This window comes from Pseudomonas sp. Tul2A7, assembly GCF_054790505.1.
In genome coordinates this window covers 982,433-999,823 of the sequence record NZ_CP186499.1, presented here as the reverse complement: position 1 = coordinate 999,823, position 17,391 = coordinate 982,433, and the positions used below count along the sequence as shown (strand labels likewise).

Annotated in this window: 17 protein-coding genes and 1 pseudogene; 11 read left to right on the top strand and 7 right to left on the bottom strand. The window is 57.1% G+C overall.

The window, feature by feature from the left end; genetic code table 11:
• The first annotated feature begins 74 nt into the window (after positions 1–74).
• Entirely contained in the window at positions 75–1,034 is a 960-nt protein-coding gene (locus ACOYXJ_RS04695; RefSeq protein ID WP_460368167.1) for a MerR family transcriptional regulator, read from the top strand.
• A gap of 3 nt (positions 1,035–1,037) precedes the next feature.
• On the opposite strand, the gene ACOYXJ_RS04690 is transcribed toward ACOYXJ_RS04695, so the two are convergent.
• Together ACOYXJ_RS04690 and ACOYXJ_RS04685 are read right to left on the bottom strand one after the other, a co-directional pair.
• Positions 1,038–1,643: a hypothetical protein gene (locus tag ACOYXJ_RS04690; RefSeq protein ID WP_460368165.1), complete on the bottom strand. Its 606-nt coding sequence runs from the start codon at positions 1,641–1,643 to the stop codon at positions 1,038–1,040.
• A gap of 54 nt (positions 1,644–1,697) precedes the next feature.
• Positions 1,698–2,174: a PAS domain-containing protein gene (locus tag ACOYXJ_RS04685; RefSeq protein WP_150792361.1), complete on the bottom strand. Its 477-nt coding sequence runs from the start codon at positions 2,172–2,174 to the stop codon at positions 1,698–1,700.
• A gap of 155 nt (positions 2,175–2,329) precedes the next feature.
• Between ACOYXJ_RS04685 and ACOYXJ_RS04680 the strand changes: the two genes are divergently transcribed.
• On the top strand, positions 2,330–2,785 hold the full coding sequence (locus tag ACOYXJ_RS04680) for a flavodoxin (RefSeq protein WP_460368162.1): 456 nt from the start codon (positions 2,330–2,332) through the stop codon (positions 2,783–2,785).
• Here the strand turns inward: ACOYXJ_RS04680 and ACOYXJ_RS04675 are convergent.
• A complete protein-coding gene (locus ACOYXJ_RS04675) occupies positions 2,775–3,662 on the bottom strand; it encodes a LysR family transcriptional regulator (protein WP_457465627.1) in 888 nt (295 codons plus the stop codon). The genes ACOYXJ_RS04680 and ACOYXJ_RS04675 overlap by 11 nt on opposite strands.
• Positions 3,663–3,757: 95 nt before the next feature.
• Between ACOYXJ_RS04675 and ACOYXJ_RS04670 the strand changes: the two genes are divergently transcribed.
• From ACOYXJ_RS04670 to ACOYXJ_RS04650, 5 genes are all read left to right on the top strand, one after another.
• On the top strand, positions 3,758–4,144 hold the full coding sequence (locus tag ACOYXJ_RS04670; RefSeq protein ID WP_401044665.1) for a CidA/LrgA family protein: 387 nt from the start codon (positions 3,758–3,760) through the stop codon (positions 4,142–4,144).
• Positions 4,134–4,820, top strand: coding sequence for an LrgB family protein (locus ACOYXJ_RS04665; RefSeq protein WP_007914240.1), 687 nt, complete (start codon positions 4,134–4,136; stop codon positions 4,818–4,820). Before ACOYXJ_RS04670 ends, ACOYXJ_RS04665 begins: the two co-directional genes overlap by 11 nt.
• Positions 4,821–4,951: 131 nt before the next feature.
• Positions 4,952–5,734, top strand: coding sequence for a class II aldolase/adducin family protein (locus ACOYXJ_RS04660; protein ID WP_460368159.1), 783 nt, complete (start codon positions 4,952–4,954; stop codon positions 5,732–5,734).
• Positions 5,734–6,636 (top strand): alpha/beta fold hydrolase, encoded by a 903-nt coding sequence (locus ACOYXJ_RS04655; RefSeq protein WP_150792365.1) that lies wholly within the window; start codon positions 5,734–5,736, stop codon positions 6,634–6,636. Before ACOYXJ_RS04660 ends, ACOYXJ_RS04655 begins: the two co-directional genes overlap by 1 nt.
• A 190-nt stretch (positions 6,637–6,826) precedes the next feature.
• On the top strand, positions 6,827–7,738 hold the full coding sequence (locus tag ACOYXJ_RS04650; RefSeq protein ID WP_175555321.1) for an SDR family oxidoreductase: 912 nt from the start codon (positions 6,827–6,829) through the stop codon (positions 7,736–7,738).
• 48 nt (positions 7,739–7,786) lie between these two features.
• Here ACOYXJ_RS04650 and ACOYXJ_RS04645 read toward each other — a convergent pair whose 3' ends face one another.
• Positions 7,787–8,410 carry a hypothetical protein gene (locus tag ACOYXJ_RS04645; protein WP_460368157.1) on the bottom strand — a complete coding sequence of 208 codons (624 nt, stop codon included), beginning with the start codon at positions 8,408–8,410 and terminating at the stop codon, positions 7,787–7,789.
• Positions 8,411–8,728: 318 nt separating this feature from the next.
• Here ACOYXJ_RS04645 and ACOYXJ_RS04640 point away from each other — a divergent pair.
• Positions 8,729–8,830 (top strand): annotated as a pseudogene (locus ACOYXJ_RS04640) (serine/threonine protein kinase); the annotation flags it as partial.
• A 42-nt stretch (positions 8,831–8,872) separates the two neighbouring features.
• Here the strand turns inward: ACOYXJ_RS04640 and ACOYXJ_RS04635 are convergent.
• Genes ACOYXJ_RS04635 through ACOYXJ_RS04625 form a run of 3 tightly spaced genes read right to left on the bottom strand, consistent with a single transcriptional unit; the run spans position 8,873 to position 10,682 of the window.
• Positions 8,873–9,133: a hypothetical protein gene (locus ACOYXJ_RS04635; protein WP_460368154.1), complete on the bottom strand. Its 261-nt coding sequence runs from the start codon at positions 9,131–9,133 to the stop codon at positions 8,873–8,875.
• Positions 9,133–10,149, bottom strand: a complete 1,017-nt coding sequence (locus ACOYXJ_RS04630) for an S-type pyocin domain-containing protein (RefSeq protein ID WP_460368152.1) — start codon at positions 10,147–10,149, stop codon at positions 9,133–9,135. Before ACOYXJ_RS04630 ends, ACOYXJ_RS04635 begins: the two co-directional genes overlap by 1 nt.
• 2 nt (positions 10,150–10,151) lie before the next feature.
• Positions 10,152–10,682: a hypothetical protein gene (locus ACOYXJ_RS04625; protein WP_460368150.1), complete on the bottom strand. Its 531-nt coding sequence runs from the start codon at positions 10,680–10,682 to the stop codon at positions 10,152–10,154.
• 722 nt (positions 10,683–11,404) lie between these two features.
• Here ACOYXJ_RS04625 and ACOYXJ_RS04620 point away from each other — a divergent pair.
• The 3 genes from ACOYXJ_RS04620 (at position 11,405) to ACOYXJ_RS04610 (ending at position 17,283) form a co-directional block, all read left to right on the top strand.
• On the top strand, positions 11,405–13,198 hold the full coding sequence (locus ACOYXJ_RS04620; RefSeq protein ID WP_460368147.1) for a DUF1302 domain-containing protein: 1,794 nt from the start codon (positions 11,405–11,407) through the stop codon (positions 13,196–13,198).
• 23 nt (positions 13,199–13,221) lie between these two features.
• Positions 13,222–14,589: a DUF1329 domain-containing protein gene (locus ACOYXJ_RS04615; protein WP_150792369.1), complete on the top strand. Its 1,368-nt coding sequence runs from the start codon at positions 13,222–13,224 to the stop codon at positions 14,587–14,589.
• Between the two features lie 138 nt (positions 14,590–14,727).
• Positions 14,728–17,283 carry a LuxR C-terminal-related transcriptional regulator gene (locus ACOYXJ_RS04610; RefSeq protein ID WP_460368145.1) on the top strand — a complete coding sequence of 852 codons (2,556 nt, stop codon included), beginning with the start codon at positions 14,728–14,730 and terminating at the stop codon, positions 17,281–17,283.
• Positions 17,284–17,391: the final 108 nt, after the last annotated feature.

Here is a 17,391-nt window from a genome sequence, read left to right as displayed (position 1 = left end):
CATCACTTGATCGAGATCGGGGCATAAGCGTTAGAATGGGATCCAATTGAACCGACATGGAAGTTGAACGCCATATGCCTGTCATAACGGACGCAAGCCCAGCTACGCAGGCCTCTGTTGCGCTTGAACGCGCTGATCTGTTCCCGATCCGTGAGGTCGCGCGCCTCACCGGTGTAAACCCGGTGACCTTGCGCGCCTGGGAGCGACGCTATGGTTTGATTCAGCCGACACGCACCGAAAGCGGGCATCGGCTCTATTCGATGACCGATATCGAGCGGGTGCGCAGCATCGTCGACTGGATTGATCGCGGTGTCGCCGTGAGCAAAGTCGGCAAGATCCTCGCCAAGACCGAACCGATGAAAGTGCTGGCGCACATCATCCCCGATGATCTGGTGCAGGCTGATTACCTGCAGTGGCAGGAACAGATTCAGCAGGCGGTCAGCGCATTCGATGATCAGCAACTGGACCGCGTCTATGGCCAGATTTTCTCTTCTTACTCATTGCCGGTGGTGTTTCAGGACATCCTCATGCCGCTGTGGCTGCAATTGTTGCAGCGCCAGGAGGCTTTCGGGCAAACCAGCGAGTGGCTGTTCTTCGATGGATTCCTGCGGGCGCGGGTGTTGCAACGGATCGTCATGCTGCGTGGCACCCAACCGCGCCGTGTGATCGTCAGCGCGCTGGCCGGGCAATGTCGAGAGCTGGAGTTGCTGGTGGCGGCGCTGTTTCTCAGCGACAGCAATGCCGGTGTTCGCGTGCTGACGACAGGTCAGCCGTTCGATGAGCTGACGTTGGTGTGCGAAAAGATCAAACCTGATGCACTCGTCCTGTTTTCCAATCACGCGCCCAGCACCGAATTGCCTCGGCGTCTGAACCGGTTGGCGTTGAGCCTCGATTGTCAGTTGATGCTGGCGGGCGATGCTTCAGATCTGGCGCAGGACAGCCTGGCCGGATCCTCTGTTGCCTGTCTGGGCAATGAAGGGGCGAACATGCGTCAGCGCATGCTGCAGTTTCTGGCCGGCAATCTGGATACCTGAATCTCAGGTGTGAAGGGCGGGATGCGTGAGGCGATGTTGCTGCAGGATGAACTGGCGCAGACGTTCGGTTTCGTCGGTGTCGGTCTGGCTCAGTTCGTAGGCGTAGAAACCACTTTCGGTTTCCCGTTCGAAATTGCCACGCAATGAAATCCGCTCGTAACCCGAAGGGCTGAACCACAACGCGAAATGCTTGGGCGGTTTGGTCTTGTTGCGCACTTCCAGCAACACACCTTTGTGCGAAACCTCGTGGACCCACAACGTGCTCGGCTGCCCCTTGGCATTTTCCAGGGCTACTGGCTCTTCGAGAGTCAACCGCCATGGCCGCACCATCGGGCCGTCTTCATAAATGCTCGGTACGCCGAGGCGCAGATGCAGCGCGTGAAACTCGTCCTCCACCAGATGCAACGGGAAGGTCATCTGCTGATTTTCGAAGTTGGCCTGAATGGTCACTTGTTCATGAGCGGCCAGGCGCGTGAGCAAATCACGGATCTGCGAACCGCCATTAACCAGCAGACTCGACGTCGCATCCCGCACGTTCAGTTGCGGGTTGTGCTGCATGGTCTGGATGAAATCCAGCTCATCCTGAGTGAGGAGGGCGTCGCGCTGCATGGCTAACTCGAAAGATATAGATACAAAGTCATTGGTGATTGTAGTTAATGACACTTAGTTCGCGATTTTGTTTTGACCGTTTGTCGCTTTCAGTCCAGCCAATTCTGCTTTGAGGGCAGCGACTTCAGCTTCCAGTTGAACAACGCGCTGTTGCGCCTTGACCTGGACGGTGACGTCCTTTTGCACGCCAACGAAATATGTTTGCCCGTCTTCGACGTTTTTCACCGTCGAAATCGACAGTTCATTCCAGAACGGCGTACCGTCCTTGCGATAGTTGCGCAGGATTTCCCGGCACGAGCCGCCGTTATCCAGCGTTTCGCGAATCAGTTTCAGGCTGTCCTGATCTCGGTCTCCAGACTGCAGAAAGCGGCAGTCCTGATAGAGGATTTCCTCACTGGTGTAGCCGGTCAGTCGTTCAAAGGCCGGGTTCACATAGATCAGGATATCGTTCTGTTCACCTTCCTTTTCGGCGACCACGATGCCGTCGTTCGACGCGTTGATTACCATTTGCAGCAGGCTGGCGTTGATCATCTTTGAATCCTTTCAGAGTTGTCAGTGGCTCGCATTCTAGAAGAACCGTAGGCGCTGTCTACTGGCCATTACCGCCAATTGAGATCCAATCGCAGCTTTGCGCCGGAGGCTGTTACTATCGCCGCTCCTTTTTTTTCAGTTTCAGGATCAGATTGATGAAAGTCGCCATCCTCTCCGGTTCGGTCTACGGCACCGCCGAAGAAGTCGCCCGTCACGCCCAGAACCTGTTGAAAGCCGCGGGCCTTGAAACCTTCTACAACTCGCGCGCCAGCCTCGCCGACATTCAGGCGTTCGGCCCCGAAGCATTGCTTGCAGTGACCTCGACCACCGGCATGGGCGAATTGCCAGACAACCTGCAACCGCTGTATTCGGCGATTCGCGACCAGTTGCCAGCGGCATTGCTCGGTTTGCCGGGCGCAGTGATTGCCTTGGGCGACGCCAGTTATGGCGACACTTACTGCGGCGGTGGCGAGCAAATGCGGGAACTGTTTGGCGAACTGGGCGTACGTGAAGTGCAAGAGATGCTGCGCATCGACGCCAGCGAAAGCGTCACCCCGGAAACCGACGCCGAGCCTTGGCTGGCGCAGTTGATCGAAGCCCTCAAGGGCTGATTCCGCGCTCGCGCAACAGCGCCAGCCATGCCTGCGCCGCTTTCGACAGATAGGCGCCGCGACGCCAGATGAAGGCGATGTCCCACCGCAGATAGTCCGGCGCGCGCAAGCTCAGGCGTACCACGCCTGGCCGTACCAGTCCGCGTGCGACCACGCTGGGCAACAGCACCACGCCTTGCCCGGCGGCGACCAGCGCCGCAAGAAAATCGGCCTGACCGCTGCGTCCACCTTCCTTCGGCGTGAAGCCCAGTTGCTGGCATGCCTGCAGCAAGCGGTCGTTGAGCACGAAGCTGCGTTGGTAGAGTAGAAAGGGCGTCTCGGCCAATTCCTCCAGCCCGATCTCACCCCGCTCGGCCAGCGGATGATCCACCGGCAGCAAGGCGTCGAGTTGTTCATCGCAAAACGGCTGCCAGTCGAATTGCGGATCCTTTGGCAACAGACTGCCGCCCAACTCCAGTTCACCGCTCAGCACCGCCTGCTCGATGTTGCGGCTGCCGCCCTCGAGCAACTGGATACTGATATTCGGATAGCGCCGCCGGTATTCCGCAAACAGCTCGGCGAATAGCGCGTCGCTGCCGAGTAGTGGCAGGCCGAGGCGCAGCTCTCCACGTGCCATATGACTGAGGTCGTCCAGCTCCGCGAGCAGTTCGTTGCGCAAACGCAGCATGCCCTCGGCCCGTTGCAGCACGACGCTGCCCGCGGCGGTCAGACGCAATTGCGAGCCGAGCCGTTCGAGCAAGGGTGTGCCGAGACTCTGCTCCAGTTGCGCGATCTGTTTGCTGACGGCTGATTGACTGATGTGCAGGGTTTTTGCGGCCTGGGTGAAACCGCCCTGATGCATGACTTCGACAAAACTGCGCAGCTGTTTGAATTCCATTACCTGATTCCATTTTGGAATGGCTTTGAGTCTAACAATTCGCTTCGGGGATGGCAGGTCGCTTCGTAAAATAAGCCCCTGTCAGGAGCAAAATCATGAACGCGGTCACCCTCAAGCACCTTTCTCGTTTATTCGCCGAACTCGCAGTACTGCTCGGTCTTTACCTGCTCGGCTGCCAACTGGCGGCATGGTTGGCGTGGCCAATCCCCGGCGGCGTCATCGGTATGGCGTTGTTGCTGCTGGCATTTGCCTTTGGCTGGGTCAAACCGGCAGCGCTGCAATTGGGTGCGGGACTGCTGATGGCCGAGATGTTGTTGTTCTTCATTCCGGCACTGATGAGTCTGCTCGACTACGGCGCGCTGTTGCGCAATGACGGCTGGCGGATTCTGTTGGTCATCGCCGCCAGCACCTTGATGGTGATGCTGGTAACCGCCTTCACCGTCGAACTTGCGGTGCGCATGAGGCGGTCCCATGAAGCTTGAATGGATGCCCATGTTCTGGCTGGCCTTCACCCTGTTGGCGTATCTGTTCAGCCGCTGGTTGTATCGCCGCACCGGACGCTACGTCTTGTCACCGTTGATTCTGGTGCCGGCGTTGCTGCTGGCGCTCGCCGTGCCGCTGCACACTGCCTATGCCGAATATTCCAGCAACACCCACTGGCTGATGCTGGTACTCGGCCCGGTCACCGTGGCTTTTGCCGTGCCGATCTGGCAGCAACGCCGTTTGTTGATGCGGCACTGGTCGGCGCTGCTATTGGGCATGGTTGCCGGCAGTGCGGCGTCGATCGGCACCTCATTCGGATTGGCCAGGGCGCTGGCGCTCGACAGCTCGGTGACGATGTCACTGGTGCCACGTTCGATCACCACACCGTTCGCCATGCCGCTGGCGCAAAATCTCGGCGGTGTGCCGGAGTTGACCGCCGTGTTCGTGATGTTCACCGGTGTGTTCGGCGCGATGCTCGGCGGCGTGTTATTGAAGTGGTTGCCGCTACGCAGTGCCTTGGCCCGCGGTGCGCTGTTCGGGGTTGGCGCGCACGGTGCCGGGGTCAGCCGGGCCCATGAAGTGGGCGGGGAAGAAGGCTCAGTCGCCGGGCTGGTGATGGTCTTGACCGGGTTGCTCAATCTGTTTGCCGCGCCTTTGTTGGCGTCGTTGCTTTGACATGGATCCAGACTGTTTGCATCGCTGACTCGGTCAGTCATCAAGCTGGCTGCCAATGCAACTACGCGATCCTCTGCGCCTGACTAGACTGCTCGTACGTGCAGAACAATAAGAACGCAGAGGTGCATACAGTGAGCGTAGCCCCCGTCCAATCGTCCCTTAATGTCAAAGACCAGGTCAGTGCTGCGGAATGGCAGACCCGAGTCGATCTCGCCGCTTGTTATCGTCTGGTCGCGCTGCATGGCTGGGACGATCTGATCTTCACCCATATCTCGGCCAAGGTGCCGGGCACTGAAGATTTCCTGATCAACCCGTTCGGCTTGATGTTCCATGAAATCACCGCGTCGAGCCTGGTGAAAGTCGATCAGGCCGGCAACAAGCTCATGGACAGCCCTTACGAGATCAACCCTGCCGGTTACACCATCCACAGCGCCGTGCACGAAGTGCGGCACGATGTGGTTTGCGTGCTGCATACCCACACCGCCTCCGGTGTCGCGGTGTCGGCGCAAAAGCAGGGTGTGTTGCCGATCAGCCAGCAGTCGCTGTTCGTTCTCTCGAGTCTGGCCTATCACGCCTACGAGGGTGTGGCGCTGAACCACGAAGAGAAAGCGCGCCTGCAGGCCGACCTCGGCGACAACAACTTTCTGCTGCTGCACAACCACGGTCTGCTGACCTGTGGCGGCACCATCGCCGACACGTTTCTGATGATGTTCACCTTCCAGCGCGCCTGCGACATTCAGGTCATGGCGCAAACCGGTGGTGCTGAACTCATCGCCATCGAACCGCAAATTCTGGCGGGCGCTAAAGCGATGATCGCCGGCGTCACCAAAAGTGCTCAAGGCATGGGTGGTGCGCTGGCCTGGCCGGCGTTGCTGCGCAAACTCGATAAACAAGACCCCGGATATAAACTCTAATGCCTCTTGCCGAGATTCCTCTGTGTGTCTGGCGCAAACGCAGCCAGACGTTTGTCTTTCGTGGCCAGCCGATCCGTTACTGGACGGCGGGGCAGGGTGAGCCACTGCTACTGATCCACGGCTTCCCGACCGCCAGTTGGGATTGGCATTACCTCTGGCAACCACTGGCCCAGCGTTATCGGGTGATTGCCTGTGACATGCTCGGCTTTGGCGATTCGGCCAAACCGATCAATCACACCTACAGTTTGCTTGAGCAGGCGGATTTGCAGCAGGCGTTGCTCGCGCATCTGCAGATCGACCAGCCGGTGCATGTGCTCGCGCACGATTACGGTGACAGCGTTGCCCAGGAACTACTCGCCCGGCACTACGAAGACAAGATCGAGGTCGCCAGTTGCGTGTTTCTCAACGGTGGATTGTTCCCGGAAACTCATCGTCCGGTACTGATGCAGAAACTGCTGCTCAGCCCGTTGGGCTGGATGATCGGTCGGGCGTTTACTCGTGATGCTCTGGTGAAAAGCTTCCGGCAGATCTTCGGCCCGCAAACGCGGCCGAGCGAAAGTGAACTGGACGACTTCTGGAGCCTGGTCGACAGCAACCGCGGGCCACGGATCATGCACAAATTGATCAGCTACATTCCCGAACGCCGGGTGCAGCGGGATCGCTGGGTGACGGCGATGCAGCGCGGCGAGATTCCGTTGCGGGTGATCGATGGTGAAGTCGATCCGATTTCCGGGGCGCACATGGTCGAGCGCTACCGCGAATTGATCCCCGATGCAGACACAGTGCTATTGCCGGGCATCGGCCACTATCCACAGACCGAAGCGCCGGTGCAGGTGCTCAAGCATTACCTGGAGTTTCGTGAGCGGTTTGTATTGCCGCCGCGCAAAGTCGCCTGCTCCTGAAGATCAAAAGATCGCAGCCTGCGGCAGCTCCTACTCAAATCCAATGTAGGAGCTGCCGCAGGCTGCGATCTTTTGATCTTCACTATCCCCCAACCTTATCGCACACCATTCAGCCTCAGCCGTATTCATTGTGACCAAAAGCTGTCTGCCTGACACTCAGGATCAATACTGGCCTGCTGGAGTTGCTGCGATGAATGAGTCTGTGCGTTTCGAAGATAAAGTTGTCATCGTCACCGGAGCCGGTGGTGGCCTCGGACGCGCCCACGCATTGTTGTTCGCCAGACAGGGCGCCAAAGTGCTGGTCAACGATCTCGGCGGCTCGACCCAGGGCGAAGGCGCCAACGCCTCCGCCGCCGACCGCGTAGTGGCAGAGATTCGCGAAGCGGGCGGTATCGCCGAAGCCAACCACGACTCGGTCACCGACGGTGACAAACTGGTGCAGAACGCTCTCGATGCCTTCGGCCGCGTCGACGTCGTCGTCAACAACGCCGGGATCCTGCGCGACAAGACTTTTCACAAGATGGACGACGCCGACTGGGATCTGGTTTACCGCGTCCACGTCGAAGGCGCCTACAAAGTCACCCGCGCCGCGTGGCCGCACCTGCGCGAGCAAAACTACGGCCGCGTGATCTTCACCGCCTCGACTTCAGGAATCTACGGCAACTTCGGCCAGTCCAACTACGGCATGGCCAAACTGGGCCTCTACGGCCTGACCCGCACCCTGGCCATCGAAGGCCGCAAGAACAACATCCTCGTCAACGCCATCGCGCCAACCGGCGGCACGCGCATGACCGAGGGGCTGATTCCTCCGCAAGTATTCGAGCAATTGAAGCCAGAACTGGTCAGCCCACTGGTGGTGTATCTGGCCAGCGAGCAATGCCAGGAAACCTCCGGACTGTTCGAAGTCGGTGGCGGCTGGATGGGCAAGGTGCGTTGGGAGCGCAGCCTCGGTGCCGGCTTCGACCCACGCGTGGGTTTCTCGCCGGAAGACGTGGCGGCGCACTGGCAGCAGATTTGTGATTTCGAAGGGGCGGCGCATCCGAAGGACAATATCGAGGCGCTGAAGGAGATGATGGCGAATTTGCAGAAGTATTCGGTTTAAGGGACGTTTGAGCCTCGCTGCGTTCTCGATGCGGCGAGGCTCGTTCCATTATTCCTTGTACCGTTTATTAATCATGAATTCCGGGGTTCTCCAGTTTGGACCCGCAATGGCGACAGCCGCATTGCCCTCAGCCAATACACCCTCATGAAATAATTCCTCATACGTTCTCCACAATTCACCGCGCGCGATGACTTCAAATCGATAACGCCCGAACAGTGTGTCGATTGAGGGAAATGCCAAACCGATAGCCAAAACTGATAACAAGTCTCTGAGATTTTCTTGCCTGACAGCTTGTCCGAGTTTTGCAATCGAACTCTTGCATCCGCTGACGCATTCAAATGCTTCCAGCTCCTGTTTTTTCGCCGCGTCGATGGCCTCGTCGGTATAGCGTAATGACTCATCGTCGTTCAGTTTGAAGTCTTCAAGTGTGGCCGTATGGAGGTTATTCCAAAGGGACGGATTACTTTTGGGAATGTAGTCGTCGGCGAATCCCATCGCTCTGAATCGCTCCATCATTCGAAGTGAATAGGCATAGAACCGTCGATCGGTATCGGTCATCTCGAGCTTGCGCTCCAGTATGGCGTCAAGACGCTTGATCATGATGAGGTTGGCTGCAGAACCTTTTCCTTCAATTTTTGTTTCTGCGGCCTCAACAAAACTTTGCTCCAACATTCGTTTTACTCACTGCGAATTTTCGGTTTTGCGGAGCAATTAACCTACATCAGCTTTCGAACGGAAAAATCTGCATCGATCGTCAGTAATGACCTGCTTGGTTGTATGAATAATGTGGAAGGCGGTTTGATAGCTTGGCATTAGAAGATAAAAAAGGAGATTTCCTACAACAATAGGGGATTTTCCCGCTGATGCAGATGGCATGGGTAAAACGGCGCGCAAAAAAGGCCGCTGCAAACGCAGCGGCCAAGGTAAGACGTTTGATCAAGGAGCGACAAATCACCGTTAGTGCATGGCTGCGCAATAATTTATCCGAAACATTGGCAGCAGATTTGTGATTTCGAAGGGGCGGCGCATCCGAAGGGCAATATTGAGGCGCTGAAAGAGAAGATGGCGAATTTGCAGAAGTATTCGCTTTAAGGGGTGAGGCCACCAAACTCGGACTTGGCGGCCAACAAACCATTAAACGTATCGTTTTTCGGTCATGAATTTTGGAGCCTTCCAGTTGGGGCCTTTAATAGCTAAGCCTTTATCTCCGTGTGCCAGTACTCCAGACGCAATGAGTCGAGTGTAGGCACCCTCAAGGGCTCCATATTGACTGATCAAATCTCGGTTGTATTGTCTGATCATCATGTCCAGGTGCGGGTTTGGTTTGAACAGTGAAAATACGGTCACGATGTCATCCAATGTTTCATTTTTTACAATTTGTTCAATGGTATTCATTACCACATCTCCTTAAGCAACTTCTGATACTCACGCTCTTCTTGCCGCTTGGCAGCTTCCAGCGCCTCTGGCGTATATAACAACGTTGGATCATCTTTAAGCTTGTAATCCTCCAGTGTTGCAGTGTGGACGTTGTTCCATACGGAAGAGTCTTTGTCGGGCATTTCCGTGTCCCCATATCCCAAGGCTTTAAGCCTTTCGAACTCTCTGATCTCATGAGTGTAGAAGCGTTTGTCGGTATCGGTTACCTCTAGTTCTCCTCGAAAAATTCGTTCTAGGCGATCGATCATTATTTTATTCGCATCAGAATCGGGGAACTTTGAAGTGTGTAGCCTCACGATATTAATTCCGTTTTTTGCGATGATGGACGGTGCCCAGTCCGAGCTTGTAACCGGTAACCCTGTTTCTTCGGGGTTGAAATCTCGCCCGCTGTGTTCTCCGTCCTCGACACCCCCGTACGGACTGCTAAACACCACATAAAGCGGTGCAATCCCCGAGTCATCGGGAAACACGATGATGAATCGTTCCCAGCCTTCGACCAGAATCGGATTCAGGTCCAGCCGTCCTTCAATCGGAACAATCGGAGCGCCCATATACGCCGGGGAGTCGGTATCTACCATGGGCGATTCAGTCGAGCTGTCACCCGGCGAGATAGCGGGCGTCCACGTCAGAAAGTCCGTCGGCGAATCTGGCAGCGCTACTTCATAAACATCATTCAGCAAGTCATAGGCCGCATTCAGAACCAGCACACTCGAGCGGATATGGAAGTCATCGCTTGTGGCGACGAAGATTTCCGCGCCAGCCCCGAGCCGCCTTACGCCCAAGCCCACAGGCAGCTCCAGCGTGCCTTGCCGATCGGCTGTTTCACGCAGTGTCTGTGCAGACTCCGACGACAACTCGGCAAGCGGCACGCTCATGGAAAAGCGCTCGCCATTGCCCAGGCGTGAAGGCATCAGCAGCGCCGCGAAACCTACCAATACCGGACCGCTGATCAACGCAGCGGCTGCCGCTTTCACGGTCAGTAATCCACCCTCAGCGAATCAAGAATTGCCGATGCTGCCGAGGAAGGAAGACGAATGGCTGTCGAGGAGAAGGAGAGGTGCGGGCTGGTGGAAGCCACAACGCCTGAGGCAGGGTAAACCTGTTGAATTTCTGGCGGTTGACGTTGCTGCTTTAGGGCTTCCTCCTCTTGTTTGGAAACCGCTTGAAGCTCATGCAGATGTCGTTGGTTTTCGTGTTGTTGCTGGATTTTCAGCGTCGCCAGTTGCGCTTGTCTTTTGGCAACGTTAGTCGCGGTCTCGATCACCTTGCGACGAATTTCCAGGCTTTGCTCCTCTGCTAGAACCTGACTTTGAATAGCCTCGATACGCTGTTCCATTTCAGCGTTAAGACGAGCCTGTTCCGCAGCGGACGCCTGTGCAGCCGCTTCCATGTTGAATTGCGCTTCTGCCAATGCTGCTTTCAGTGTCGCGACGCGTTTTTTTTCCTGAGGTGCTATTGCCGTTGTATGGACAGCTTCGGTCAATTCCCATGGTGGAGGCTTTTGCATATTCATATCCTTTTGAATGTGCGCGATAAGTCGCCGGCAAGTCAGTGCGGCCAATAGTGACGTCCATGTCACCGGCGAGTGTTTGAGGTGTTTCAAGTTACAACAGATTTCAGGTTACAAAATCTGAGAACTTCGTAAGTAAACAGGTTTTGTTTTGGAAGAATTTTCCAGGACTTTCAATTTGTCGGTCATCGTTCTCCTGCGAACAGAGAAACGTCCGACATTGTTCTCGGAAGTTTTTCGCTGAGTGAGGCGTTTAACTTTTCATCAGGCATAAAAAAGGCCGCTGCAAACGCAGCGGCCAAGGTAAGACGTTGGATCAAGGAGCTACAAATCAACGTCAGTGAACACCGGGGCGATAAACCGAAAACTTCGATTCACCTGAAATCTGTCAGCAATGGCCTGAGTCGCTCAAAGGCCAGTGCTTGTTGCTTTGCGGCGTGTCCCGTGAAAGCGCGTTCAGAATAAGGTCTTGATCGCGTAGGAAAAATACCGATTCCGGACATGCACTGTTGCGGGGCATGCAACAGTCCCGTGATCCGATGTGCACCATGCGCTGCACTGATGATCCTCCATCCAGCCGATCCATGAGCGGCGCAAAGTCCCGTCGCGCAAGGCCATTCATTCTTTCGAGCGACAACACGAATACCTCCTTGGTGCGCTTATCGACGCGGTTGCCCGGCAGTAGGGTGGGGCCTTCTGTCACTCACCGGGGAAGACGCATGACAACAAAAACAATGCGCGCCATCTTCACACCGCAGGCGCTGGCAGCCGCGGTGGCTTTGGGTTGCTGCGCCCAGGCGCAAGCGGTTGCGTTCAACATTGGCGAGATTGAAGGTACCCTCGATTCGTCGCTGTCGATCGGTGCGAGCTGGGGCATGCGCGATGCCGACAAGTCGCTGGTCGGCACAGTCAATGGTGGTACCGGGCAATCTTCGACCGGTGATGACGGGCGTTTGAATTTCAAGAAGGGCGAGACCTTTTCGAAGATCTTCAAAGGTATTCACGACCTCGAACTCAAGTACGGCGACACCGGCGTCTTCGTGCGCGGCAAGTACTGGTACGACTTCGAACTGAAGGACGAGGACCGCGAGTTCAAACCGATCAGCGACAGTGGCCGCAAGGAAGGCGCGAAATCTTCCGGCGCACAAATCCTTGATGCGTTCGTCTACCACAATTATTCCATCGCCGATCTGCCGGGCACTGTGCGTGCGGGCAAACAGGTGGTGAGCTGGGGCGAAAGTACCTTCATCGGTAACTCGATCAACAGCATCAACCCGATCGACGTCTCGGCGTTTCGTCGCCCCGGAGCGGAGATCAAGGAAGGCCTGATTCCGGTGAACATGCTGTTTGGCTCGCAAGGCCTGACCGATCAACTGACTGTCGAAGGTTTCTATCAACTGGAATGGGACCAGACCGTTCTCGACAACTGCGGCACCTTCTTCGGCGTCGATGTGGCGGCGGACGGTTGCAACAACGGCTACACCGTCGGCAACCCGGCGATCGCACCGTTTGTGCCGCTGACCCAGGCCTTCGGCCAAGGCATCCAGGTGACTCGCGAAGGTGTGGTGATCCCGCGTGGCGGCGACCGTGATGCGCGGGATTCCGGACAGTGGGGCACGGCATTGCGCTGGCTCGGGGACGACACCGAATACGGTCTCTACTTCATGAATTACCACAGTCGTACGCCGACGGTAGGCACTACCACGGCCGGGCTTTCGACATTGGCGGCGTTGCCGGGCATGGTCGGTATCGCCAATGGTCTGGCGCCCGGCAGCGGTTCCGGTCTGGCGCAGAGCGTGATGCTCGGACGCGGCCAGTACTACCTTGAGTATCCGGAAGACATTCGCCTGTACGGCGCGAGTTTCTCCACCACATTACCGACCGGCACCGCGTGGACCGGCGAGATCAGCTACCGGCCGAATGCCCCGGTGCAGGTCAACACCAACGACCTGACGCTGGCGCTGCTCAATCCGATTGCCGGTGGCACTGCCTCACCGCTGGCCACCACGCCGGGGTCTGACAACAAGGGCTATCGGCGCAAGGAAGTCACGCAAATCCAGAGCACCCTCACGCATTTCTTCGATCAGGTCTGGGGCGCTCAGCGCTTGACCCTGGTCGGTGAAGCGGCGGTGGTGCGGGTCGGCGGTCTGGAGTCGCGCGACAAGCTGCGTTATGGCCGCGATTCGGTTTACGGGCAGTCCGGTTTCGGCGGCGACACTGATGGTTTCGTCACCTCGACCTCGTGGGGCTACCGCGCCCGGGCGATCCTCGATTACGCCAACGTGATCGGCGGGATCAACCTCAAACCCAACCTGTCGTGGTCGCACGACGTCGCCGGTTACGGGCCCAACGGTCTGTTCAACGAAGGCGCGAAAGCGATCAGCCTCGGCGTCGATGCCGACTACCGCAATACCTACACCGCGAGCCTCAGTTACACCGACTTTTTCGGTGGCGACTACAACGTCCTCGAAGACCGTGACTTCGTCGCACTGAGCTTCGGCGTGAACTTCTGATCTGCCCGAGAAGGATGAAAGCAATGCGCAAAATGATTCTGCAATGTGGTGTGCTGGCCCTGAGCTTGCTGGCGGCCAACGTAATGGCGGCGGTGTCGCCAGAAGAGGCCAACAAACTCGGCACCAGCCTGACCCCGCTCGGCGCCGAGAAGGCCGGCAACGCTGACGGTTCGATTCCGGCATGGACCGGCGGCATCCCGAAAAATGCTGCAGCGGTGGACAGCAAAGGCTTTCTCGCTGACCCGTTCGCCAACGAAAAACCGCTGTTCACCATCACCGCAGCCAACGTCGACAAGTACAAGGACAAGCTTTCCGATGGCCAAGTGGCGATGTTCAAACGCTACCCGGAGACCTACAAGATCCCGGTCTATCCGACCCACCGCACCGTCGCTGCACCGGCGGAGATCTACGAGTCGGCCAAACGCAGTGCGCTCAACGTGACCACCATCAACGACGGTAACGGCCTGGCCAATTTCACCGGCAATCGCTACTACGCCTTTCCGATACCGAAGAACGGCGTCGAGGTGTTGTGGAACCACATCACCCGTTACCACGGCGGCAACGTCAAACGCATCATTACTCAGGTGACCCCGCAGACCAACGGCAGCTACACGCCGATCCGCTTCGAAGAAGAGATCGCCGTGCCGCAACTGATCAAGGATATCGACCCGGAAAAAGCCGCCAACGTGCTGACCTTCTTCAAGCAGTCGGTGACTGCGCCAGCGCGTCTGGCCGGTAACGTATTGCTGGTACACGAGACCCTCGATCAGGTGAAGGAACCGCGCCTGGCGTGGATCTACAACGCTGGTCAGCGCCGGGTTCGCCGTGCGCCGCAAGTGGCCTATGACGGCCCGGGTACCGCTGCCGATGGCCTGCGCACTTCAGACAACTTCGACATGTTCTCCGGCGCACCGGATCGCTACGACTGGAAACTGGTCGGCAAGAAGGAAATGTACATCCCGTACAACAGCTACAAACTCGATTCGCCGAAGCTCAAGTACGACGATATCGTCAAGGCCGGGCACATCAATCAGGACCTGACGCGCTATGAGTTACACCGGGTCTGGGAAGTGATCGGCACCGTCAAACCAAATGAGCGGCATATCTACGCCAAGCGCCACATGTATATCGACGAGGACAGTTGGCAGGTTGCACTGGCCGACCACTACGATGGTCGCGGTCAACTCTGGCGCGTAGCCGAAGGCCACTCTGAATATCACTACGAGCATCAGGCACAGGCATACACACTCGAAGCGCTCTACGACATCATTGCCGGCCGCTACATTGCCTTGGGGATGAAGAACGAAGAGAAGCACAGTTACGAATTCGGCTTTGAAGCCAAGGCTGCCGACTATACGCCAGCGGCCTTGCGTGCAGAGGGTGTGCGGTAACGGTTCTGATACATCAGTGGACAAAAGGCGACCGCTCGGTCGCCTTTTTTATGGCTGCCAATCAGCGCGCTGAATACTCGTCAACAAGTCCATGGGAGAGGGCTAGGGTGAAGGCACAACGATAAAAAGGCTCACCCGATGACCGCCATGACTGCCTGTCTGGATCGCCCCGGATTTCTGCCCAGACTTTCTTCTCATCATCAGCCTCGCCCTCGCTTGAGCGAGCCACTGCTTGAGTCAGTGGCGCGGGTCAGGTTGATCTGCGCACCTGCCGGCAGTGGCAAGAGTGCGCTGCTTGCCGAGTGCCTGCTGCAAGCGCCGCCACGCTGCGAAGTAGGTTGGTTGCCGTTGGCGGGCGCGGCATTGAGTACCAGTGACTTTTGTCTGCGCCTGGCGCAGGCGTTGGGACTGGTCGAAACAACGGAGTCCGCTCTGGTCACTGCGCTGAGTCGCTGGTCGAGGCCGACCTGGCTGTTTATCGATGACTACTGCCGTTTGCCGGATCCGACGCTGGACGCGCTGCTTGATCGGTTACTGACGGTCAGCAGTCCCGCGTGTGTCTGGTGGATCGGCGCGCGTAGACGTCCGCAATGCAACTGGCCCCGTCTGCTGCTCGATGATGAACTGTACGAGTGCGAAAGCCCGACGCTGGCGCTCACCCAAACAGAAATCGCTCATGCGCTGAAGCACTTGCCCGCCGAGCAGGCGAGGGACGTGGCTGCGCGAATCTACCAGCGAACCGCTGGCTGGTGTGCCGGCGTCCGCATGGCGCTATTGCGCAAATGCGATTGGTCGCAGACAACTGAACCACAACAACGCGTCGATACGCTGCTCGATTACCTGCAACATGAACTCTTCAGTGGCCTCACGCCGGAACTCATCGAAGTCTGGCGCGTGCTTGCACAAATGCCGCGCTTCAATGCGCAACTATGCGAGCATCTGTTCGGTGCCGGGGAGGGAGCTGTACACCTGCGCACATTGCAAATGCTTGGCTGCTTTATTGAGCCTTGGAATGATTCCGGGGACTGGTTGCACATCTTCCCGCCCCTGTCTCGCGTCGTGTGCGAGAAGCAATTACCGTCGCGCTGCACATGGCATCGACGTGCCTGTCAGTGGTTCAGTGCCGCACGGGATTGGCGCTCGGCATTTGAACAGGCGTTATTGGCAGAAGAATATGAAGCGGCAGTCAGCCTGCTGCAGCACTTTGGTTTCGAGCAGTTGTTTGAAGAGCAAACGGTCGTGTTATTGGTGCGATTGCACGAGCAACAAGGTGGGGAGTTGACCCTGAGCACTCCGCAACTGGTCGAGCTGATTACCGCTGCGTTGCTCTTTGCCGGTCGTTTTGAACAGGCAGCGAAATGCATCGGGCACCTGGGGGTATTCATTCCCCAGCCTTCGCCAGCGCTTGAGCGGCAGTTGATTTCGCGTTGGCAAACGTTGCAAGGCTGGTTACTGCATCTGGAAGGGCGAATGGTGGCCGCTCATGAACACTTTTCGCAAGCGCTGGAAGTACTCGATCCCGATAAGTGGATCGCTCGGGCGATGTGTCTGTCAGGGTTGACCCAACAGGCTCTGTTGCGCGGGGAACTGGATTTGGCCCACACGCTGAATCGCCAGGCGCTGTGTCTGGCGCGGGCGCAAGGTTCGCTGGTTGTCGAAGCGCTGCTTGAACTCGATCACGGGCAACTACTCGAGCAGCGCGGCGCGGCGCCTCGGGCTGAAAGTCTGCTGGCGAGCGTGCATGATTTGCTCGCCCGGCAGTCGAACCGCCTGAGTCCTTTGCTGGGGCGAATAGCCTTGCGCCGTGGGCGCATCGCACTGAGTCAGGGCCAGGATGCCTCGGCGGCTGTGTTTTTTCAGTCGGGGCTGGAGGATTGCAAGCGCAATCAAGACAAGCGGGTGTTGTATGGCTATCTGGGATTGGCGCAGCTGGCCGCCAATGAGGCGGATTATCAAAAGGCATTCGTATGGCTGCGTGACGCGGAGCGTCTGATGCAACAAAGGTTGATTCCGGAAACAGTGTACCGGGGCGTGCTGTTGCAAGTCAGCAGCCTGTTCTGGTTACAGCAGGGACGTCCTGAGCTGGTATGCGAGGCCATGACACGTCTGCTGCGACACTACCAAGGACCGAATGCTTTGCAAGCGCCACCCGCGACACTTGAGTTGATTCCGCGGATTGAATACTTGTTGATCCTTGCGCAAGTTGGCTTGCGCAAAGCGCACAATCCGCTCGGCCGCCTCCAGCTTTTGCTGGAGGCGGCGCAACAACGCAAAATGTTGTGTCTGGAAACCGACCTTCATCTGGTGTTGGCCGAATCTGCCTACATTCAAGGCGATCTGACTTCGGCACTTCGTCACTTGCATAAGGGGTTGGAGATGTCCGGTCACCATGGTTTGCACCAGGCATTAAATGAACTGAAACTGCGTCAACCTGATTTGTTGAGTACATTTAATAACAAGCTCGTCGAATCGCCTGGTAACAAGGCCATAAGTGACAGCGGTCTGCTCAGTCTACGAGAGTTGGAAGTTTTAGGTCTGATTGCCAAGGGGTACTCAAATCAACAAATTGCGGATCAACTTTTTATTTCTCTGCATACGGTAAAGACGCACGCCAGACGCATACATGGGAAGTTAGGTGTTGCGCGACGAACTCAGGCAGTGGCGAGTGCCAAGTCAATGGGCATGGTGTTTTAGTGTTTTTTATTCGTGTTCTTTAGGGAATAAGTGGCTGCGTTTCTTGTGATGAGTTTTCTTGAGTGTAAGTGTCAGTGTCTGGTGGTCGGCGCGTTTAAGTTTCTGGAG